General features: G+C 63.3%; 22 protein-coding genes. 13 read left to right on the top strand and 9 right to left on the bottom strand.

Annotation, left to right across the window (positions count from 1 at the left end):
* Positions 1–6: 6 nt before the first annotated feature.
* Positions 7–1,734, top strand: a complete 1,728-nt coding sequence (ctaD, locus tag CXX84_RS05000; protein WP_102975600.1) for a cytochrome c oxidase subunit I — start codon at positions 7–9, stop codon at positions 1,732–1,734.
* Positions 1,731–2,132, top strand: a complete 402-nt coding sequence (locus CXX84_RS04995; protein ID WP_102975599.1) for a cytochrome c oxidase subunit 4 — start codon at positions 1,731–1,733, stop codon at positions 2,130–2,132. The genes ctaD and CXX84_RS04995 overlap by 4 nt, the downstream gene beginning before the upstream one ends.
* A gap of 96 nt (positions 2,133–2,228) precedes the next feature.
* Here the strand turns inward: CXX84_RS04995 and CXX84_RS04990 are convergent, their stop codons facing one another.
* Positions 2,229–2,522 (bottom strand): HPr family phosphocarrier protein, encoded by a 294-nt coding sequence (locus CXX84_RS04990; protein WP_102975598.1) that lies wholly within the window; start codon positions 2,520–2,522, stop codon positions 2,229–2,231.
* A gap of 163 nt (positions 2,523–2,685) precedes the next feature.
* Here CXX84_RS04990 and CXX84_RS04985 point away from each other — a divergent pair, with 163 nt between their 5' ends.
* Positions 2,686–3,456, top strand: a complete 771-nt coding sequence (locus CXX84_RS04985; RefSeq protein WP_102975597.1) for a GntR family transcriptional regulator — start codon at positions 2,686–2,688, stop codon at positions 3,454–3,456.
* Between the two features lie 122 nt (positions 3,457–3,578).
* Here the strand turns inward: CXX84_RS04985 and CXX84_RS04980 are convergent, their stop codons facing one another.
* The 4 genes from CXX84_RS04980 to CXX84_RS04965 all read right to left on the bottom strand — a co-directional run bounded on the left by CXX84_RS04980 (position 3,579) and on the right by CXX84_RS04965 (position 7,849).
* Positions 3,579–5,249: a cytochrome b gene (locus CXX84_RS04980; protein WP_102975596.1), complete on the bottom strand. Its 1,671-nt coding sequence runs from the start codon at positions 5,247–5,249 to the stop codon at positions 3,579–3,581.
* Complete coding sequence (locus CXX84_RS04975; protein WP_102975595.1) at positions 5,227–6,300, bottom strand: ubiquinol-cytochrome c reductase iron-sulfur subunit; 1,074 nt, start codon at positions 6,298–6,300, stop codon at positions 5,227–5,229. Before CXX84_RS04975 ends, CXX84_RS04980 begins: the two co-directional genes overlap by 23 nt.
* A 95-nt stretch (positions 6,301–6,395) precedes the next feature.
* Entirely contained in the window at positions 6,396–7,184 is a 789-nt protein-coding gene (locus CXX84_RS04970) for a c-type cytochrome (protein WP_102975594.1), read from the bottom strand.
* Between the two features lie 86 nt (positions 7,185–7,270).
* Positions 7,271–7,849, bottom strand: coding sequence for a heme-copper oxidase subunit III (locus CXX84_RS04965; RefSeq protein WP_102975593.1), 579 nt, complete (start codon positions 7,847–7,849; stop codon positions 7,271–7,273).
* Between the two features lie 208 nt (positions 7,850–8,057).
* Here CXX84_RS04965 and trpD point away from each other — a divergent pair, with 208 nt between their 5' ends.
* Positions 8,058–9,113 carry an anthranilate phosphoribosyltransferase gene (gene trpD / locus CXX84_RS04960; RefSeq protein WP_102975592.1) on the top strand — a complete coding sequence of 352 codons (1,056 nt, stop codon included), beginning with the start codon at positions 8,058–8,060 and terminating at the stop codon, positions 9,111–9,113.
* An 11-nt stretch (positions 9,114–9,124) separates the two neighbouring features.
* Here the strand turns inward: trpD and CXX84_RS04955 are convergent, their stop codons facing one another.
* Positions 9,125–9,406 carry an Lrp/AsnC family transcriptional regulator gene (locus CXX84_RS04955; protein WP_102975591.1) on the bottom strand — a complete coding sequence of 94 codons (282 nt, stop codon included), beginning with the start codon at positions 9,404–9,406 and terminating at the stop codon, positions 9,125–9,127.
* A 113-nt stretch (positions 9,407–9,519) separates the two neighbouring features.
* A complete protein-coding gene (locus CXX84_RS04950) occupies positions 9,520–9,921 on the bottom strand; it encodes a DUF3054 domain-containing protein (RefSeq protein WP_102975590.1) in 402 nt (133 codons plus the stop codon).
* A 73-nt stretch (positions 9,922–9,994) separates the two neighbouring features.
* Between CXX84_RS04950 and CXX84_RS04945 the strand changes: the two genes are divergently transcribed.
* Complete coding sequence (locus CXX84_RS04945) at positions 9,995–10,468, top strand: VOC family protein (protein WP_102975589.1); 474 nt, start codon at positions 9,995–9,997, stop codon at positions 10,466–10,468.
* A gap of 431 nt (positions 10,469–10,899) precedes the next feature.
* Here CXX84_RS04945 and CXX84_RS04940 read toward each other — a convergent pair whose 3' ends face one another.
* Complete coding sequence (locus CXX84_RS04940) at positions 10,900–12,390, bottom strand: alpha/beta fold hydrolase (protein WP_223252975.1); 1,491 nt, start codon at positions 12,388–12,390, stop codon at positions 10,900–10,902.
* A 377-nt stretch (positions 12,391–12,767) separates the two neighbouring features.
* Here CXX84_RS04940 and CXX84_RS04935 point away from each other — a divergent pair, with 377 nt between their 5' ends.
* The 4 genes from CXX84_RS04935 to CXX84_RS04920 all read left to right on the top strand — a co-directional run bounded on the left by CXX84_RS04935 (position 12,768) and on the right by CXX84_RS04920 (position 16,390).
* Positions 12,768–12,977 (top strand): hypothetical protein, encoded by a 210-nt coding sequence (locus tag CXX84_RS04935; RefSeq protein WP_102975587.1) that lies wholly within the window; start codon positions 12,768–12,770, stop codon positions 12,975–12,977.
* A 351-nt stretch (positions 12,978–13,328) separates the two neighbouring features.
* Positions 13,329–14,540, top strand: coding sequence for a type III polyketide synthase (locus CXX84_RS04930; protein WP_102975586.1), 1,212 nt, complete (start codon positions 13,329–13,331; stop codon positions 14,538–14,540).
* Positions 14,541–14,589: 49 nt separating this feature from the next.
* Positions 14,590–15,240, top strand: coding sequence for a class I SAM-dependent methyltransferase (locus CXX84_RS04925; RefSeq protein WP_411266197.1), 651 nt, complete (start codon positions 14,590–14,592; stop codon positions 15,238–15,240).
* A 1-nt stretch (position 15,241) separates the two neighbouring features.
* Positions 15,242–16,390 carry an FAD-dependent oxidoreductase gene (locus tag CXX84_RS04920; RefSeq protein ID WP_223252974.1) on the top strand — a complete coding sequence of 383 codons (1,149 nt, stop codon included), beginning with the start codon at positions 15,242–15,244 and terminating at the stop codon, positions 16,388–16,390.
* 34 nt (positions 16,391–16,424) lie between these two features.
* Here the strand turns inward: CXX84_RS04920 and CXX84_RS04915 are convergent, their stop codons facing one another.
* Complete coding sequence (locus tag CXX84_RS04915; RefSeq protein ID WP_102975583.1) at positions 16,425–16,838, bottom strand: nuclear transport factor 2 family protein; 414 nt, start codon at positions 16,836–16,838, stop codon at positions 16,425–16,427.
* Positions 16,839–16,897: 59 nt separating this feature from the next.
* Between CXX84_RS04915 and CXX84_RS04910 the strand changes: the two genes are divergently transcribed.
* The 4 genes from CXX84_RS04910 to CXX84_RS04895 all read left to right on the top strand — a co-directional run bounded on the left by CXX84_RS04910 (position 16,898) and on the right by CXX84_RS04895 (position 20,111).
* Positions 16,898–17,587 (top strand): peptide deformylase, encoded by a 690-nt coding sequence (locus CXX84_RS04910; protein ID WP_102975582.1) that lies wholly within the window; start codon positions 16,898–16,900, stop codon positions 17,585–17,587.
* Between the two features lie 74 nt (positions 17,588–17,661).
* Positions 17,662–18,543: a putative RNA methyltransferase gene (locus tag CXX84_RS04905; RefSeq protein WP_102975581.1), complete on the top strand. Its 882-nt coding sequence runs from the start codon at positions 17,662–17,664 to the stop codon at positions 18,541–18,543.
* 125 nt (positions 18,544–18,668) lie between these two features.
* Entirely contained in the window at positions 18,669–19,133 is a 465-nt protein-coding gene (locus CXX84_RS04900) for an NfeD family protein (RefSeq protein ID WP_102975580.1), read from the top strand.
* Between the two features lie 33 nt (positions 19,134–19,166).
* Positions 19,167–20,111 (top strand): SPFH domain-containing protein, encoded by a 945-nt coding sequence (locus CXX84_RS04895; protein ID WP_102975579.1) that lies wholly within the window; start codon positions 19,167–19,169, stop codon positions 20,109–20,111.
* Positions 20,112–20,354: the final 243 nt, after the last annotated feature.

The raw sequence follows: 20,354 nt of genomic DNA, 5'->3' as shown, positions 1-20,354 counted from the left end.
ATCGACGTGGCTACGTACACTCAATCCGCACCCACCGGAGCCCTGACGGCTCCCGTGGTTCCGAAGTCCAAGGGACGCATCGTCGTCAACTGGATCACCTCAACCGACCACAAGACCATTGGGTACATGTACCTGATTGCGTCCTTCGTGTTCTTCTGCCTGGGCGGCGTTATGGCGCTGCTCATCCGTGCTGAGCTGTTTGAGCCCGGCATGCAGATCCTGCAGACCAAGGAACAGTACAACCAGCTGTTCACAATGCACGGCACCGTGATGCTGCTGATGTTCGCCACCCCGCTGTTCGCCGGCTTTGCAAACGTGATCATGCCGCTGCAGATCGGCGCCCCGGACGTGGCCTTCCCGCGGCTGAACGCGCTGGCCTTCTGGTTCTTCCTCTTCGGCTCCACCATTGCGGTGTCCGGCTTCATCACCCCGCAGGGTGCCGCTTCCTTCGGCTGGTTCGCCTACGCTCCGCTGTCGAATACCACCTTCAGCCCGGGCATCGGCGGCGATCTCTGGGTCTTCGGCCTGGCTCTTTCCGGCTTCGGAACCATTCTGGGTGCGGTCAACTTCATCACCACGATCATCTGCATGCGTGCTCCGGGCATGACCATGTGGCGGATGCCGATCTTCACCTGGAACACGCTGATCACCGCAATCCTGGTGCTCATGGCGTTCCCGCCGCTGGCCGCCGCCCTGTTCGCGCTGGGTGCCGACCGCCGGTTCGGTGCACACATCTTCGACCCCGAGAACGGCGGCGCTGTCCTCTGGCAGCACCTGTTCTGGTTCTTCGGCCACCCCGAGGTTTACATCATCGCGCTGCCGTTCTTCGGCATTGTCTCGGAGATCTTCCCGGTCTTCAGCCGCAAGCCAATCTTCGGCTACAAGGGCCTGGTGTACGCAACCATCGCCATCGCGGCCCTGTCCGTGACGGTGTGGGCACACCACATGTACGTCACCGGCGCAGTACTGCTCCCGTTCTTCGCCTTCATGACCATGCTGATCGCAGTGCCCACGGGCGTGAAGTTCTTCAACTGGATCGGCACCATGTGGCGCGGCTCGCTGACGTTCGAGACGCCCATGCTGTGGAGCATCGGCTTCCTCATCACGTTCCTCTTCGGCGGCCTCACCGGCATTATCCTGGCCTCCCCGCCGCTTGACTTCCACGTGTCCGACTCCTACTTCGTGGTGGCGCACTTCCACTACGTGGTGTTCGGCACCGTGGTATTCGCGATGTTCGCAGGCTTCTACTTCTGGTGGCCCAAGTTCACAGGCAAGATGCTCAACGAGCGGCTTGGCAAGATCCACTTCTGGCTGCTGTTCCTCGGCTTCCACGGCACCTTCCTGATCCAGCACTGGCTGGGTGTCGAGGGCATGCCGCGCCGCTACGCTGACTACCTCGTGGAGGACAACTTCACCTGGATGAACCAGTTCTCCACCGTGGCGTCGTTTGTCCTGGGGGCGTCGCTGATCCCGTTCTTCTGGAACGTGTACATCACATGGCGCAGCGCCGAGAGGGTCACCGTGGACGACCCGTGGGGCTTTGGTGCCTCGCTGGAGTGGGCCACCTCCTGCCCGCCGCCGCGCCACAACTTCACCTCCCTGCCCCGGATCCGCTCGGAGCGGCCGGCGCTCGACCTGCACCACCCCGAGCTTCGACAGGTTCAGACTGTTGAGTCGCCCGCTCCCGCAGCCAAGACGCTCGGTAATGCCGACCAGAAGGACACTGCACAGTGAAAATCGAATCATGGATCTTTGGAGCCGGAGTCTTCTTCTTCGTTCCGGTATCGCTGGTATACGGTTTCCTGACCAACTGGGGTGAGTGGGTCGGCATCCTCGGCGTCCTCCTCGTGGGCGGCCTGGCCGGCATGATCGGTGGATACCTTGGATTCACCGGCAAGCGCGTAGGCCTCCGTCCCGAGGACCGCAGCGATGCGGAAATCCACGAAGGCGCCGGCGAGCAGGGGCACTTCAGCCCCTGGAGCTGGTGGCCGCTGGTTCTCGGTATTGCCTGCGCAACGGGCTTCCTTGGCCTCGCAGTCGGTTTCTGGATTGTCTACATTGCAGCCGGCCTTGCGGTAGTCGCACTCATCGGCTGGGTGTACGAGTACAGCCGCGGAGACCACGCGCACTAACAGCAGCAATTTTGAAATAACGACGTCGGGCCCTCACCGGAAGGTGGGGGCCCGACGTCGTTCTGCCGGCAACTGTTAGTTGCTGTGCTGGCCGGGCTAGGAAGCGCCCTGCGACTCCAGGAGTTCGCCGAGGGAGCGGAGGGCGTCCTCGGCCTCCTGACGGCTCAGCGTGCCGCCCAGCACCGCATCACTGACGCTCAACTCCACCTCGCACCCCTGGTGAAAATCTGCCGTCATCACCTGCAGGAGCGAACGTGCGTCCACGTGGGGGTCGCCCGCTTTGGCGATGGTTACCGGCAACCCGGTCTCAGTAACAGCCCGCACAAAAACGGCGGCAGGCCGCGCGTGCAGACCAACTGAGGCCTTGACCACGGCCTTCTGAACTGGCAAGGGGACACTCCTTCGTTGTGGCAGCTTACCGCCGCCGGCAGGACATTTTCCTGACAAATATAGCGGTCTGGGGTCTTGCGCCGCCAAACGGCGGAACGGCGCATCGCTGGTCTAGACCTGCCCTAAAATTGGAGGGTGAACTTCAATGTAGGGGCGAGGCCCCATGCCTGGTAGTGCGGCGGCCATCGTCGGCGATATAGACCGCGCCAGCGGCACGGCAATCTACATCCAGCTTCGCGAGATCCTGCGGTCCTACATTGCGCAGTCCTGCCCGCCAGGCTCGGCCCTGCCCTCGGAACGCGACCTCGCCGAACGATTTGGACTGGCACGGATGACTGTCCGTCAGGCTATCGACGCTTTGGTAGGCGAGGAAGTGATCGAGCGAGTTGTGGGCTTGGGGACGTTCGTCCGGAGACCGAAGCTCGATCTCCAGGTGAAACTGACCTCATACAGTGAGGAGATGCAGCGGCGGGGCATGGTCCCGGCCGCAAAGGTACTTAGCTTTGAGCAAATTGGAGCCAGTGCATTCCTGGCACGTGAACTGCAGCTGGACGAGGGCACACCGCTCGTCCGGTTCCGTCGCCTGCTGCTCGCGGACGGTGAGCCAATGAGTGTGGATGAAAACTTCATCCCCGCTCACCGGGTCCCGGGGCTGCTGGAGGGGGAACCGCCCACATCGCTTTACAACGTCCTGAGTGAGCAGTTCGGCCTGGTCATGGAATGGGGCGAGGACATGATCGAGGCCACGGCGGCGTCACCGTCCACCGCGCGCCTGCTGAATGTGGAAGTGGGTTCCCCGCTCCTGAAGATCCAACGGCACGCCTTTGTTGCCCGGGCGATGGTGGACTATTCCGTCTCGTACTACCGCGCGGACCGTTACAAGCTGTGGGTTCCACTGCAGCGCCCCGGTGCACGCAGGGCCCGCAACCACTAGGAAGCCTGGGGACGCAGGTCGACGACGCCATCGCGGCCCTTTCTCCCGGGCGCCACAGCATCCGCAGCACAAAGGAAGGCCCGGTCCACGTGGACCGGGCCTTCCTTGTTGAATCATAGAGCTTAGTGCGACAGGCTCTTGGCTGCCTCTGGCGCCTCGACTGCTTCGTGGCCGTGGCCGTGGGCCGCTTCCAGCTCAGCGGGCGTTGCAGGGGCTACCCGGTCCTCGAAGAACCACTTGGAGAGGAACGCGCGGCGCTTCTCCTTGCGGGTTACAACGCCATGCTCGTTGGGCACGGCGGGCAGGACCTGAGGAGATTCGAAGCCCACGAGCTTGTAGCGCTTGTATTCATCCAGGGGAGCGTGTACCTCGATGAATTCACCGTGCGGGAGCCGGACAATGCGGCCGGTCTCACGTCCGTGGAGTGCGATTTCCCGGTCCTTGCGCTGAAGGGCCAGGGCCACACGCTTGGTCACGATGAAAGCAATGATCGGGCCAATGAAGAACAGGGCCCGCAGCCAGTAGGTGACGTCGTTCAGCGAAACGCTGAAGTGCGTGGCGATGAGGTCCGAACCTGCAGCTGCCCACATGACGCAGTACCAAACGAAACCGGCCATGCCGATTGCGGTACGGGTGGGGGCATTGCGGGGACGGTCCAGAACGTGGTGCTCACGATCATCCTTGGTGACCCAGCGCTCGATCCACGGGTACATGAACATCACTGTGAACAGGATGCCTGCAGGCACCAGGGCCGGCAGCAGTACGTTGAACGAGAACACGAAACCAAGCCACGTCTGCTCAACCTGCCAGTCACCGAAGGTGCCCGGCATCAGGCGCAGCGCACCGTCAACGAAACCGATGTACCAGTCAGGCTGAGTACCGGCGGAGACGGGGGAGGGGTCGTAGGGACCGTAGTTCCAGATCGGGTTGATCGTGAAGAACCCTGCCATCAGCGCCAGCACGCCGAAGACGATAAAGAAGAACCCGCCGGCCTTTGCAGCGTAAACGGGACCAAGGGGGTACCCGACGACGTTGTTGTCGTTGCGGCCCGGACCGGGGTACTGGGTGTGCTTGTGAACAACCACCATGAACAGGTGGAGAACGATCATCAGCAGGATCAGCGCCGGCACCAGCAGGATGTGCAGCATGTAGAGGCGTCCGATGACTGCCGTACCCGGGAACTCGCCGCCGAAGAGGAAGAACGAGATGTAGGTACCGATGACCGGGATGGACTTGATAACGCCGTCGATAATGCGCAGGCCGTTACCGGAGAGCAGATCGTCAGGCAGGGAGTAACCGGTGAAGCCGGCAGCCATGGCCAGGATGAGCAGCACGCCGCCCACAACCCAGTTCATTTCGCGGGGCTTGCGGAAAGCTCCCGTGAAGAAGACCCTGAGCATGTGCACCGCGATGGATGCCACGAACAGCAGGGCGGCCCAGTGGTGGACCTGGCGCATGAACAGCCCGCCACGGATGTCGAACGAAATATCGAGCGAAGAGCTGTACGCCACCGACATCTCGACGCCCTTCAACGGCACGTACGAACCGTCGTAGTGCGTCTCGGCCATGGACGGATCGAAGAAGAACGTCAGGAACGTGCCGGAGAGCAGCAGGATGACGAAAGAGTAGAGGGCAACTTCGCCGAACATGAAGGACCAGTGGTCCGGGAAGACCTTGCGGCCGAACTCGCGGAGAATTCCGGAACCGCCAACACGCTGATCGACGAAGTCGGTAACCCGGCCTGTCTTGGTTTTGGCGACGAAAGCGGGCTCAGCTGTTGACGCTGCGCTCATGCATATCACGCTCCCAGTAACTTGGTCCTACAGGTTCTTTGAAGTCGCTGGTGGCGACCAAGTAGCCCTCGTCGTCAACTGCAATGGGCAGCTGGGGGAGAGGCCGGCTGGCGGGGCCGAAGATCACCTTGCACTCTTGAGTGAGGTCGAAGGTGGACTGGTGGCACGGGCACAGCAGGTGGTGCGTCTGCTGCTCGTAGAGAGCGACAGGGCAACCGACGTGGGTGCAGATCTTGGAGTAGGCAACGATTCCGTTGTAGCCCCAGTCCTCGCGGCCCTCGGAGGGGTTCAACGACGCCGGGTCCAGCCGCATGAGCAGCACAACGGCCTTGGCCTTTTCGTTGAGTTTGCCTTCGTGGAGGTCGTTCAGGCCCTCCGGAATGACGTGGAACGCAGAACCGATGGTGACGTCGGAGGCCTTGATTGGCGTTCCGTCGGGGTCCCGGGCGAGGCGCTTAAGCTTGCCCTCCTGGGGCGCCCACAGGGTGTGCGCCAGCTTGTTATCAGGCCGCGGTCCGAGGTCACCGAAGATGGCAACTGCCGGCAGGGGCGCCAGGGCAACCGCACCCAGGAGCGTGTTCCGGATCAGGGGACGGCGCTTGATGCCCGTCTCTTCAACGATGTCATCCACGATTCGGACAGCCGCCTGGCGGTCCTCTTCGTAACGGATCGCGTGGCGCTCCTCGGAAACTTCGTGGTCAGGCATGAGCGCTTTGGCCCAGTGCACAATGCCGGTACCGATGCCGAGCATCGCGAACGCGGTACCAAGCCCCAACAGCATGTTCTGGAGCCGGATGGTCCCAATGCTCGAATCTTCGGCTCCCAGGTCGATGGCGAAGTACGCCACCAGGAAGATCAGGGTTCCAACAACAGAAATGCCAAATAGTAAGGCGACCTGCCGTTCTGCCCGCTTTGCGGCCTTCGGGTCCGTGTCAGCCAGGCGCAAACGGTGCGGAGGAATTCCAGGGTCCTGGAACTTCTCCACCTCATTCTGACCAGCCCTAGCTACGGTGCCCGAGTGGCTCGGACTGCCGTCACTATGGTTGCCCATAATTCGCCTCATCCTTCTCTCGTCCCGGCGGATACCGGGTTAGTTTCTAATATCAAGCTGCTGACGGATCAGCAGAAGTGTGCGGTGCCCGGATGTCAGGACGTCCGGGAAGTCAACCAGATGGTGAAGGCGATGATGACGCCAAGGCCTGCTACCCATACGAACAGGCCCTCCGCCACGGGACCGAGGGACCCGAGGTCGGCGCCGCCGGGCGAACCGGTGGTTTCGATCTGCTTCAGGAAGGTGATGATGTCCCGCTTGTCTTCGGGGGTGATGTTGGAATCGCTGAACACAGGCATGTTCTGCGGGCCCGTCACCATTGCCTCGTAGATGTGCTTGCCGGAAACGTCGGCCAGCGCGGGCGCAAACTTGCCGCGCGTCAGAGCACCACCGGCGGCAGCAGCGTTGTGGCACATGGCGCAGTTGACGCGGAACAGTTCGCCACCGGCAGCGGCGTCGCCGCCTTCATCCAGCAGGCCCTCTTCCGGAATTGCCGGTCCGGCGCCCAGGGACGCCACGTAGGCGGCGAGCTGCCTGGTCTGCTCATCGTTGAACTGGACAGGCTTCTTCATCGCCTGGGGGCCGTTCATCTGCATCGGCATGCGGCCGGTTCCAACCTGGAAGTCAACCGAGGCGGCACCGACGCCGACCAGGGAAGGACCGGCCTCACTGCCGCTGGCACCCATGCCGTGGCAGGTGGCGCAGTTGGCGGCGAACAGCTTGCCGCCCTCCTCCACGTCATCCGCGCTGTACGAGGTGGTGGAGGCCTTTGCCTCGTTGACGGTGGTAGCCACGGCGTAGAGCCCACCCGTGATGAGGAGCCCCATCAGGAGCAGCGCTATTGCTGCAAGTGGGTGACGCCGCTTTTGTGAGAGTGCCTTCACGTGGTGGTTCCTTTATTCGATCCTGCGCCGGCTCGGGGAGCCGCTACCTGAAATTCTGCCTCTTGTAGAAAAAGAATCAAAGCTGGCTACTTGAGTACGTAGATGACCAGGAAGAGGCCGATCCACACGACATCCACGAAGTGCCAGTAGTAAGAGGTGACGATCGCTGACGTCGCTTCGAAATGCCCGAACTTCTTCGCGGCAAAAGACCGGCCCATGATGAGCAGGAAGGCGATGAGCCCGCCGATGACGTGCAGGCCGTGGAACCCGGTGGTCATGTAGAAAGCGGAGCCGTACGCGTTGGAGGAAAGCGACACGTGCTCAGAAACGAGCATCGCGTATTCGGTGGCCTGCCCGGCGACAAAGAACGCGCCCATGAGGAACGTCAGGGTGAACCATTCGTTCATTCCCCAGCGGGCGAACTGGAACACACCCCCGGTCCGGCGCGGCTGGAGCCGTTCGGCCGCGAAGACGCCCATCTGGCAAGTAAAGGAACTGGCCACGAGGACGATGGTGTTGGCGAGCGCAAAGGGGAAGTTGAGCTTGGCTGTCTCGTCCGCCCACATCTGTGCGCTCGTGGAGCGCAGCGTGAAGTACATGGCGAAGAGACCGGCGAAGAACATCAACTCGCTGGACAGCCACACAACGGTTCCAACGGAAACCATATTGGGGCGGTTCAGCGTGGGGTGCGCCGGGGTACTGGGGGCATGGGTCGCAGATGTCACATAGACATTATGTCTGCAAAAGTCCGTGCTGCCCAACGCAAACCGCCTTTTTCGGGGACTTTTTCTACAAAGACGCGAATTCGCGCCGAAAAGTTCCCGCGGTGGTTCATATTGGTCAGTCTCCGGCATCCCTCGATAGCATCAGGAGGTGACTTCACAGGCTTCTGCACCGTCCGTCAACTCCTGGCCCAGGCTGATCTCCGCGCTGATCAGCGGAGCCGACCTTACTGCTGACAACACCTCCTGGGCAATGGACACCATCATGTCCGGCGAGGCCACCCCGGCGCAGATCGCCGGGTTCCTGGTGGCGCTCAGCGCCAAGGGTGAAACTGTGGAGGAACTTTCCGGGTTGGTTGACGCCATGCTTGCCCACGCAAAACCGGTGAGGATCTCAGGTCAAAAGCTGGACATCGTGGGTACGGGTGGAGACCAGTTGAATACGGTGAACATCTCCACCATGGCCGCCCTTGTTGCTGCAGGAGCCGGCGCAAAGGTGGTCAAACACGGCAACAGGGCAGCGTCGTCGTCGTCCGGCTCCGCCGATGTACTGGAAGCCTTGGGTGTCCGGTTGGATCTCACCATCGAGCAGGTGGCGCGAAACGCCGAGGAGGCGGGGATTACCTTCTGCTTTGCCCAGGTCTTCCACCCGTCATTCCGCCACACGGCGGTTCCCCGCAGGGAACTGGCCGTTCCGACTGCTTTTAATTTCCTTGGTCCCCTGACCAACCCGGCCAATGTGCAGGCCTCGGCGGTCGGCGTCGCAAACGCGAGGATGGCGCCGCTGGTGGCTGGCGTCCTGGCTCAGCGGGGGAGCAGGGGACTGGTGTTCCGGGGAAACGACGGCCTCGATGAATTGACCACCACCGGCCCGTCCACCGTGTGGGAAATCCGCGGCGGCATCGTGACTGAACTTACTTTCACTCCGCAGGACCTGGGCATTGGCCTGGCTACTGTCGAGCAGCTTCGGGGCGGCAATGCGGAGGTTAACGCCGCTGTGGTCCGGGACGTCCTCGCAGGCAAGGAAGGCGCAGCCCGCGATGCGGTTCTGCTTAATGCGGCTGCCGGCCTGGTGGCTTTCGACGAATCCGCCACGGGGCACTTTGGTGACCGTATGCAGTCCGCGTTTGACCGCGCGGCAGACTCGATTGATTCCGGCGCGGCTGCGGCGGTTCTTGAGAAGTGGGTTTCCCTGACTGCCCGCTAGCAGGAATCAGGCTACTGTTCGAAGCCCATCGAAAACGCCGCGTCAAGGTCATGCTGAGAGTAGGCCCGGAAGGCAATATGCGTCGTGGTGTGCACCACGGCAGGGACCTTGGAAAGCCGGTCGGCAATGACGTCGGCCAGGTCCTCGTGCTGGTGCACCCGGGCCACTGCAATGAGGTCCCATTCACCAGTCACTGAATACACCTCGCTGATGCCCTCGATCGCGGAGATTTCCTCGGCCGTCTCGGGAATGCGGGAAGCGTCGGTCTTGATCAGAACGAATGCGGTGATCACGTTGAACCTTCCGGATCTGTTGCGCCGTAGCAGTGCCCGGCAAGCTTTCAGTGCTGCCAGCCTATTACATCGGCCCGCACTTCCGGCCCGGCGTGAACCGCGCCGTTGGGCACTCAGGCACGCCTTCGGCGCCGCAGGCCTGCGAGCAGCAGACGGTAGCCAAGGAGCAATAGCCCCAGGCTGAGCAGGGCCACGATGACGAACGGGAGCACCACCGTTTGCCCCGTCACCGCACGCAGCGCCATCCCTCCCGCCACGCTGCCAAGCCATACGGCCAGCCCGGCCCTGCGCACCGAGAGCGGGGCCCGCCACGCTCTGGCAGCAGCCCACCCGATGGCCGCCCCCGCAAGGAACGGCCAAGCGGTCAGCAGCACACCCGAAATGATATCGCCGCGCTGGTGGGCATCGCGTCCGACGGCGGCGAACACCAAAATCAGGACGGTATCCGTAAGTGCGGCTGCCAGCGGCAGGCGGAGGACGGGCGGTCCGGGGGACTTCATGGTGCGGGAACTCATGGTTTCGAGCCTAGCCCCAGTCGTTGTGCGCCGTGGGCCCCGGCATTAGGCTCGAGCCGGAAGGGAGCCATCCATGCCACGAAAGATCGGGACTTGCCTCTGGTTCGACAACCAGGCGGAAGAAGCGGCAACGTTCTATGCCTCAGTTTTCGACGACTCAAAGATTGTGAACGTTTCGAGGTTCGGTGAGGGCGGCCCGGGTCCGGCGGGTGAGGCCATCGCCGTGGACTTTGAACTTGAAGGGCGCGCATTCACTGCCCTGAACGGTGCACGGGGTTCCAGCTTCACCGAAGCCATCTCGTTTGTGGTGGACTGCGAGGACCAGTCCGCAGTGGACAGGTACTGGACTGCGCTCACGGACGGAGGTTCGGAAAGCCAGTGCGGCTGGTTGAAGGACCGCTTCGGAGTGTCCTGGCAGATCGTTCCGACCATCCTGCCGTCATTGATCGCCGGACCGGATCCCCACGGCTCGCAGCGCGCCATGCAGGCGATGCTGAACATGCGGAAGCTTGACATTGCGGAACTGCGAAGGGCCTATGACGGCTGACGGCGGCAGGCACTCACCGCCACCGGTTACGCCAACCAGGATAGGAGCCCTGTGAACAAGCCGCTCTGGATCTGTTGCCTGCTTGGCGCGGCAGTTGGAATCACCCTTGGGCTGGCGGTGTTCGACAGCCCGTTCCTTGGCTTTGCACTCGGGTTAGGCGTCGGTGCACTGGTCGGGGCCGGGGTGGGATCCAGGCGCTGACTTTGGCAGTTCAGCCAGCGTGGCCGCTGCCGTTCACCGCCTCGCCCCTGTCCTCGATTCCCAGGAGCATCCTGCGGAGCATAGCAAAGTCGCCGAACTCCAAAAGTACGACGACGGCCAGCGCCACCAGCGGCTTGTTCCAGTCGTAGACCGCGTTAATCCGGGTTACCAGCCGCGTTCCGCCGTTTCATTTACTTCCTCAACTCTTCTGCGGCCTTGGCCCCGCCATGTCAGGACGCCGTGCCGGTAAGCACGGTGTCCCGCATAAACGCAACGAATTTCGCCGGCTCCTCGAACAGGGGCCTGTGCCCGGAATTTTCGAACTCCACGACCTCTTTGCCCGGGGCTTCGAGGACCGCTACCCATTCGCGGAAGGGTTCGGCGCGGCCGCGCGCTTCATGGGCCCCCTGGACAAAGAAGACAGGCACCTCCAGCGAGATTGCGTCATTCCGGAAGTCGAGGTCCTGGAGTTGCGGGTAGAGGACAGCGAAGGTGTCCATGAACGCGCCGAGCAGATGAACCTGGTCCGTGAAGGTGTATTCGGGGACCAGGAAATTCTCGGAGAACCCGCCCTCGCCCTCCGAATTGCCCGTGCGATCGTAAGAGTAGACCTCGTACTCATGGGACAACGCAGTTTCGTAGTCGAGCATGCTTTCGTAGGGCGGGGGACCAATGTCTTCCAGTTTCCCTGCCAGCTCCGCTTTGCCGGTCCGGTTCGCCCAGTCAAGGGTGTCCTGGTAAAAGATCCGGTCCGTTTCGAGCGGACTGACCATTTGGCCTACGCCGACGAACGCACGGTAGAAGTCCGGGTTGCGCTGGACGGCAAGAATGCCGTGAAGAGTGCCGCCCGACTGGCCCATCAGATAAATGCGGTCCTGGTCAAAACGCTCCCGCAGGTAGTTGGTGACCGACAGTGTGTCCTTTACGTAGCTCTCGAGGCTGAGGGTGGAGGTCGGATCGAGGGCCGGGTAGGACGTGCCCGTACCCCGTTGATCGAGCGTCGCCACAAGAAAAGTTTCTTCGAGGGCGGGGAGGTGGTTGCGCATGGCTCCGAGCTCTGAACCGCCGGGGCCTCCCGCCAGGAACAGCAGGACGGGGTTTCTGGTGCTGGTCCCGCGGAGCATCAGGCCAAGGTCCTTGCCGCCGGCCTCCACGGTGGTGAGTTCTGTGATGCTGCCCGCCGCGGGGTTGCCGTCAGGACCCATGATGGGCGAGGTAGAGGCGGGCCGGGCGATCAGAACGGCCAAGGCAACGAGAGCCAGGCCGACGACGGCGGCCAGGGACCGCCGGATGCCACGCCAAAGCTTAGCGCGGCGGCGCGGCGTGGATGGCTCGGATCGCCGCATGTGTCCGGCACCGACTGCCGCGCCCAGAATCATGGGAGTGAGAGCCAGCAGCGCATGGAAACCACGGCCCACGATGAAGGCAAAGATGCCGTAGGTGCTGGACTGGACAGCATCCACAGTCGGGCCTTCAGCACCCAGCCGGGCGGCTTCAAACACAATCACCGAAACGACGGGCGCAACCAGCATTGCCCAGCGTGAACCCATTGATGCTCCTGCAGCGATGCCTATGACCAGGCTTACGGTCATGGTTGCCAGCGCTTCACCCGTTGTCAGCGGACCGCGGGGCATCATCCAGCCGGAGAGAAGCCCCCACCCCGCTGCGAGGGCCGTCCCGACGGCAAGGCCTGTTAACCGGCCGGACAGGAGCCTTTGCATAGCGTTGGGGGAGCGCGCAGGAAATGGGGACTGCACTTCATGCCGGGTACTGGCCATTGTCGCCACCTCCTGCCGGCACTGTGTCCGGAACGTCCCTGCCATCATGAAGCCTCGATCCCCTGAACGGGAGAGCCAAAGGTCCTGGGGCAAGAGGGGCGGCCGGGTCCGGCCGAAGAGCCGTGGTGGCAGTTGATCCCTGCCCCGGGAACGGATAGGCCCACTGCTACGTCCACGGTCAGCGGAGCGGATGTGCCGGCTGGGGGAGCGGACGGGCCGTGGCCATGGAACCCGCTGCGGCCGCTCACCGCGAATTAGTTGAAATGACAAGTCCCATGAGTACTATAAGGAAAATGCAAAAGCCTTGGGGGAGGTTGTATATGGAAAACGTACACTTCATTGATCCGTTTGCGGCAGGGGACCAGCCTCCCGTAAAACCGACCAGCGAGCCGAAGCCCGCCCCGGAACCTCTTAAAGGCCCGGCAGCGACGTCCCCGGCCGTTCCCGCCCGCGGCCGTGAACACGAGGTGCAAAGACTCATCCGTGATCTGGCAGTCCTGGCAGCCAGGAACAAGCCGCCGGCCGTGTAGCCGGGATTGAACCGGCGGTCGTCATCAGATGCACCCACAACTTTTTTCTACTGGTAATGGTGCATATTCATCGCCGAACTGTTCCTTGAATCCGTCCCTGAACGCTGCTGCACGGAGGGGCTCGAACGCCTCATCCGGAATCCGTGCGGAATCCGCAGGAGAGGGCCTGCGTGATTCATCTGATGAGGTAAGCAAAACTCAGCTTTACATAATGTAGATTATCGGCACTTTCTCAGAGTGTCCGGCAGGGGCACATTCCGCAGCGTATTGGCCTGGACAGACCGGACATGACCGCAGGTCAAAGCCTCGCTGGCCGTTGCCAATATCCCTGCGCTCGTTAAGAATGAGTCAATGACGGTCTACGTACGCGCCCTTGAAACTGCAGTCCCTCAAACGATGCTGATCCAGTCCGAAGCCCGGGACGTCTTTGCGGCGCAGCCCGGATTGTCCAGGCTCGGTTCACGGCTGGTGAGTACGTGTTTCGATTCGGCGGCCATCGAAACCCGGTTTACGGCCGTCGAGGAAATGACCAATGATTTTCGCGCCGACGACCCCAATTTCTACGACCAGGCCACCGGCCTCCTGCTGAATCCCAGCACAAAGGTCCGCAATGAAATCTTCGGCCGCGAAGCCACCAAGTTGTTTGTTGAGGCTGCCCGATCGGCCGTGGAAGCCTGTCCGGAGCTCAATCTACCTGACATAACTCATCTCGTGACCGTCTCCTGCACCGGTTTCTTCAACCCTGGACCTGACTACAAAATCGTCCGGGAGCTTGGCCTGGATCCTGCCGTCCAGCGCTACCACCTCGGCTTCATGGGGTGTTACGCGGCCTTTCCCGCACTCCGCGCCGCGAAGCTGTTCTGCGAAGCCGACCCCAACGCCGTCGTCCTGGTTGTTTGCGCGGAACTCTGCTCGCTCCATGTCCGCACCTCCAACGATCCCGACACCATCATGGGATCCGCCCTTTTCGCTGACGGCGCCGCTGCCGCCGTCGTCACCGCGCGGCCGGGCACGAAGGAAAACGCCCTCCTGCAGCTGGACCACTTCGAGACTGTGCTTACTCCCGTCGGCGAGGACTCGATGGCTTGGAACATTGGCGACCACGGTTTCGAGATGGTCCTCGGAAACTACGTGCCGCACATCATCGATGACCACATCGTCGGGGCGCTGGAGCCGCTGCTGGCACGGGAACCGGAGCTAGCGGCCCTCCCCTACTCCGACATCCGGCACTGGGCCATCCACCCCGGCGGCCGGAGCATCCTGGACAAAGTGGAATCCCGGCTTGGCCTGACCGCGGAGCAGCTGGTCCCGGCCCGCGAGATCCTCAGGAACTACGGCAACATGAGCAGCGCGACGGTTCTTTTTGTCATCAAGCACATCCTGGAGCAGGACCCGGAGCCGGGCGACGAGCGCATCTGCTCCATGGCGTTCGGCCCGGGCCTCACCGTGGAAACCGCGCTGTTCACCAAACTGCGGCAGGCTCAGCGCCACGTGACGGCGGAACAGACCCCACACGTGGAGCAGGAGCAGGAGCGATTGCCGGCGGCAGCGCCGGTGGCCTGATCCCGTGGACCTCCTGCTGCGGCAGCGCGCCACCGGTGCCACTGAGATCATGGACCTGCCTGACTGCGATCCGCAGGCCCTGGACAACACGTACAGGCAGTTTGCCGCCGTGAACCGGGCGCTGGCCGGATGGCGGCGGCTGTACGTGCGGGAGCTGCGCCCCTTCCTTGCCGCCAGTGCCCGGCCGGGAACCCTTCTGGATATCGGTTCAGGCGGCGGTGACCTTGCCGTCATGCTGGCACGGTGGGCAGCACGGGACCACGTGGGGCTGGACATCACAGGCATCGATCCTGATCCCCGGGCGGCCGCCTTTGCCCTGCAGCGCCCGGCCATGCCCGGGGTCAGTTTCCGGCAGGCCCACAGCAGTGAACTCGTGCAGGAAGGCAGGCAGTACGACTTCGTGATCTCGAACCATGTCCTGCACCACCTGGATCACGGGCAACTGCTGGAACTGCTGGCACATTCGGAAATACTGGCCGGACAGGCGGCACTTCACAACGATCTCCGCCGAAGCACGGTGGCCTATGCCCTCTTCAGCGTTGCCGCCCTTCCGTTCCGCCATTCCTTCATCCGCGCGGACGGGCTGACCTCCATCCGCCGGAGTTACACGCGTCCTGAGCTGATATCCACCGCTCCACCAGGCTGGGATGTCCGGTCCGGCAGTGCCTTCCACCAGGTACTCGCTTACCCGAGGGGCTGACGTGCGGACAGATGTCGCCATTATCGGGGGCGGACCGGTGGGACTGTACCTGGCCGCTTCCCTCCTGAAGCAGGGAATCTCGGTGCGCATCCTCGAGCAGAGGAAGGAACGGAACATCCACACCCGCGCCATCGGGATCCACCCGCCTGCCCTCGCTGCACTGGACGAGGTCGGCGTGGCCGCAGCCATGGTGCAGGAGGGCGTGGCCATCCGTACGGGCCTGGCGGTCAGCGGCGGCAAGACAGTGGGCACCATGTCCTTCGCAAACGTTTCGAAGGACTATCCGTTCGTGCTGGCCCTCCCCCAGTACCGGACGGAACAGCTGCTGGAGGAACGCGTCCTTGCCCTGGACAGTAAGGCAATGGTCCGGGGCATCGAGGTCACGGGACTGAACGACGACGGCGACAGGACCGCCGTCGCCGTCGAACCTTCTGTGGATGGACAAGCAGGCCACGATGGCTTCGAGGCCACCGTTGTGGTGGCGGCTGACGGCGCGAGGTCACGGATGCGCGGCGCGCTCGGTGTGCCCGTCAAGGCGAAGGCCTATCCCGACCACTACCTGATGGGAGACTTCGCTGACGCCGGGCATCACGGTCAGATGGCGGTGTTGTTCCTGGAACCAGGGGGAATCGTTGAGTCCTTCCCGCTTCCCGGTGGCCTGCGGCGGTGGGTGGTACGTCTCGGTCAGCCTGCCAAAGCAGCAGACGCGGTCCAGCTGGCAGAGCTGGTGCACGCGCGGACGGGAATCATGCCGGAGGCGGAGACCAACTGCATGACGAGCGCGTTCAGTGTCCGGTCCACTCTCGCCCGGCGTACCGTGGCCGGGCGGGTCCTGCTGATCGGGGACGCTGCACACGAGATCAGCCCCATCGGTGGTCAGGGCATGAATCTTGGCTGGCTTGATGCCCGGGCCCTGGCTCCGGTGATTGCCAGGTCCCTGGCTGGGGAGGCGGTGGACGCGGAGCTGAAAGAGTTCGAGGCCGGCCGGCAGCGTGCCGCCGTGACCGCACGGCGGCAGTCGGAATTCAATATGATGCTGGGACGCCCACTGCCCGGACCTCTCCTGAAGCTGCGGAACCTTGCCATTGGGGCCGCCGCTTCCACTCCGGCCATTAACCAGTGGACTGCCCGCCGGTTCACGATGCAGTAATCAGGTCCCGGGAAGGCAAAGCCTCCCTGGGCCGTCACCTGAAGTAGCAGTCGTAACTGTCCTGGCTCAGGATCTTTCCGTCGCTGACCTCGAACACCGATGATGTCCTGGCGCGGATGGTCTCTCCGCTGTCCCAGTAGCGCAGGTCCATCAGCGCGGTGGCTGACCAGTCTGCCTCCACAGCCACTCTTCCGCCCTCACAGGTAGTGCGCCTGACCGTAAACTTCTGGTCCGCGACCACTTCTGAGCTCTGGTCGGCACCGGCAAGCACTGATTCCAGTGACCTCGTGGATCCTTCCGGTGCCAGGAGGTGCGGGGCTTCCACGAGCACGAAGGAGTCAGCCAGGAAGGGCCTGATGTCGTCGGATCCCCCGCCTGATTCCAGGACGCGGATGAAAGCCAGGACGCAGTCCAGGGCAGGGGTGTTCGAGGAGGAGTCTTCAGCCATGGAAAGACCATAACCCAGCCCTTCCGCCGGAATGGCACGCCCCCAGTAGGCTTTTCTCCATGAGCCACAATCCGCCGGAGACCGCCCTCAATAACGAACAGATCCGGGACACTGTGGAGCGGATCCTGTCCGCAGGGACGCTGCCGCCCATTGTGCAGGCCGGCCATCCTGCACTCCGCCAGCGCGCCGCCGCCTTCGATGGCCAGCTCTCCGCCAATCAGCTTGACCGCCTGATCACCCTCATGCGGCAGGTCATGCACGAGGCGCCCGGCGTCGGACTGGCAGCACCGCAGCTGGGCATACCGCTGCAGATAGCCGTCCTGGAGGACCAGTACGACGTCGACCCGGAGGCCGCAGCTCTGCGCAAACGGAGTCCCCTTGAGTTCCTTGCCATCCTCAACCCCCGCTACACAGCCGTGGGCACGGAGCTGGCTTCCTTCTACGAGGGTTGCCTGTCCCTGAACGGCTTGCAGGCAGTGGTCGCCCGCCCGGAGAAAGTCCTGCTGGAGTTTCAGGCGCCCGACGGATCAGCGGTTCAACAGGAGTTCGCAGGCTGGCAGGCGCGCATTGTGCAGCACGAAACTGACCACCTCAACGGCATTCTCTACGTGGACCGGGCCCAGTTGCGCTCGCTCAGCAGCAACGCCGAGTACGCCGCCCACTGGGCCGAGCCCGGAATCAGCAGGGCGCAGGCCGGCCTCGGCTTCGATGCCGGCACCGCCCCCTTCCCTGCGGGCCAGGTGTATTGACCTGAGACGTTGGTGACGCGGCTGGCCAGTCCGCGCACTGCTGGACATGCGCGGACAGCCCTAAGATGGTGCGTATGCCCTTTCCCAGCCTTCCTCTGCTGTGTCCGGTGTGCTCGGAGCCGCTGGAACTTGCACGGGCGAATCCTTCAGGGCAGGGCGGCCTTGCCTGCGGCTCCGGTCACAGCTTCGACGCTGCCCGGCAGGGCTATTTCAACCTGCTCGTGGGCAAAGGCACGGCTTTCGAGGCCGACACCGCCGAAATGGTTGATGCCCGGTTCAACTTTCTGGGGCACGGCCACTACCGCCCGCTCGCGGACGCCGTAGCTGCCGCCGTCGTGCCGCACCTCGCCAGGGAACCCGCCGTCGTCCTCGACTCCGGCACCGGGACCGGGCATTACCTCCGCGTTGTTCTCGACGCAGCGGCAGCAGAAGGACTGAACGTCGCAGCCCTGGGCCTGGACATCTCCAAATTCGCACTGAGGCGGGCCGCAAGGCTCAACCCCGAGGCGCTGCACCTGGCCTGGGACGTGTGGCAGGCATTGCCGCTGGCCGGGAACTCTGTCGACGTGGTCACTGTCGTCTTCGCGCCCCGCAACGCGCCGGAGTTCGCCCGCGTTCTGCGGCCCACCGGACGCCTGCTGGTGGTGACTCCCCGGCACGGGCATCTGGCCTCGATCGCCCGTATCACGGGAATGCTCGCCATCGAAGAGGACAAGGACAGCCGCCTTGCCGGGGCGATGGCTCCCCACTTCATCGTCGAGGAGGCCCGCGACGTCGGGTTCCCCCTGTCGCTTACCCGCCAGGAGGCGGCAGGCCTTGCCTACATGGGCCCGGCCGGGCACCATCTTGACCCCGCAGCCATCACCGGCCGCCTTGAGGGGCAGCCCGAGACCCTGCAGACCGAAGCCAGGTTCCGCTTGACCGTCTTCCGGCCCGCCACGCCGCAGCCGGCGTAACGACTTGGCCACTATCCCCCACAGCTGAGCCCGGCCCGCCCATAATACGGACACCCGCACTAGGATGGAAGGACAGTTACTGGCGGATCCGCGGACGCGGCTTCCCGTAGCGAAGGGGGAGAACGTTGTTCGAATGGTTGGGCGAGAACTGGTGGGCACTGTGGCTCACTGCTTTCCTCGCTTTTGCAGTGATTGAGATGATCACCCTTGACCTGTTCTTCATCATGCTCGGCGGAGGAACCCTCGCCGCCCTGGTGGCCGACTTCGCGGGCGCGGACCCGTGGCTGCAGATCGTGGTTTTCTGCGTCGTTTCACTCCTCATGATTGCGTTTGTCCGGCCCGTCGCTTTGTCCCACCTTAAGAAGGGTCCGTCCGAGCAGCGGACCAACGTGGACCGCCTGATCGGCGAGCTGGCCGTGGTCATGGAACCCGTGACGTCCGACGGCGGCCTGGTCAAGATTGGCGGCGACATCTGGAGCGCACGCTCCGCGGCAGGGGTCCTTCCCGCCGGACAAAAAGTAGTTGTAGCCGCGATCGACGGCGCAACCGCCGTCGTCTCGGCGCCCTCGGAAGCCGACGATAAGTCCTGATACAGCCTGAACAATTGGGGAAAAAGGAGATGTATGGATAACGCAGGAGGAGCCGCACTCGCCATAGTGCTGGTGGTCCTGATCGTGTTTGTGATTATCGTTCTGGTCCGGGCGGTCCGGATCATTCCACAGGCGCGGGCAGGAGTGGTTGAACGGCTTGGAAAATACCAGCGGACGCTCAATCCGGGACTGACCATCCTGATTCCGTTCGTGGACCGGCTCCTGCCGCTGCTGGATCTTCGTGAGCAGGTGGTCTCGTTCCCGCCGCAGCCCGTCATCACCGAGGACAACCTGGTGGTCTCCATCGACACTGTGGTGTATTTCCAGGTGACTGACCCGCGCGCGGCCACGTACGAGATTGCCAACTACATACAAGCCGTGGAGCAACTGACCACCACCACCTTGCGCAACGTGGTGGGCGGACTGAACCTGGAGGAGGCACTGACCTCCCGCGACCAGATCAATGGCCAGCTCCGCGGGGTCCTGGACGAGGCCACCGGCCGCTGGGGCATCCGGGTTTCCCGGGTGGAACTGAAGGCCATCGACCCGCCGCACTCCATTCAGGACTCCATGGAGAAGCAGATGCGCGCCGAGCGTGACCGCCGTGCTGCCATCCTGACTGCCGAAGGGACCAAGCAGTCAGCAATCCTGACCGCCGAGGGCCAGCGGCAGGCCTCCATCCTCGCGGCGGAAGGCGATGCCAAGGCCGCCATTCTCCGTGCTGACGGTGAAGCCCAGGCTATCCAGAAGGTCTTCGACGCCATCCACAAGGGCAACCCGGACCAGAAGCTGCTGGCCTACCAGTACCTGCAGACGCTGCCCAAGCTGGCGGAGGGCTCGTCCAATAAGCTGTGGATCATTCCCAGTGAAGTCGGCGAGGCCCTGAAGGGGATCGGTAACGCCCTGGGCGGGACCAACCCTGAACCCGGTTCCGGCGGCCTGTTTGATGAAGTGGGAGCCAAACCGTCCGAGCCTTAGAGCTTGAACCCGGGCCGACCGGAGTGCCGGCCAAAAGGAGGGATCCGCTGCTGCGGGCCCCTCCTTTTGGCTGTTCAGGGCCAGCGCCGGTATACTTGAGTATTTGTCCGGCAGGAGCAGATCCGCTGGAACAACGAAGCTTCGCGATGCGTTGAATCTAAAGATGCAACACAGAGCACACAGTAGTCCGGCGGCGCTTGGCCGCTGCCGGCTGGCGCGGTGTTATACGCCGCGAACCGACCA

This window comes from Arthrobacter sp. AFG7.2 (genome assembly GCF_002892835.1).
GTDB lineage: Bacteria > Actinomycetota > Actinomycetes > Actinomycetales > Micrococcaceae > Arthrobacter.
Note: the sequence above shows the minus strand (reverse complement) of the source record. Positions and strands in the feature narration are given on the sequence as shown.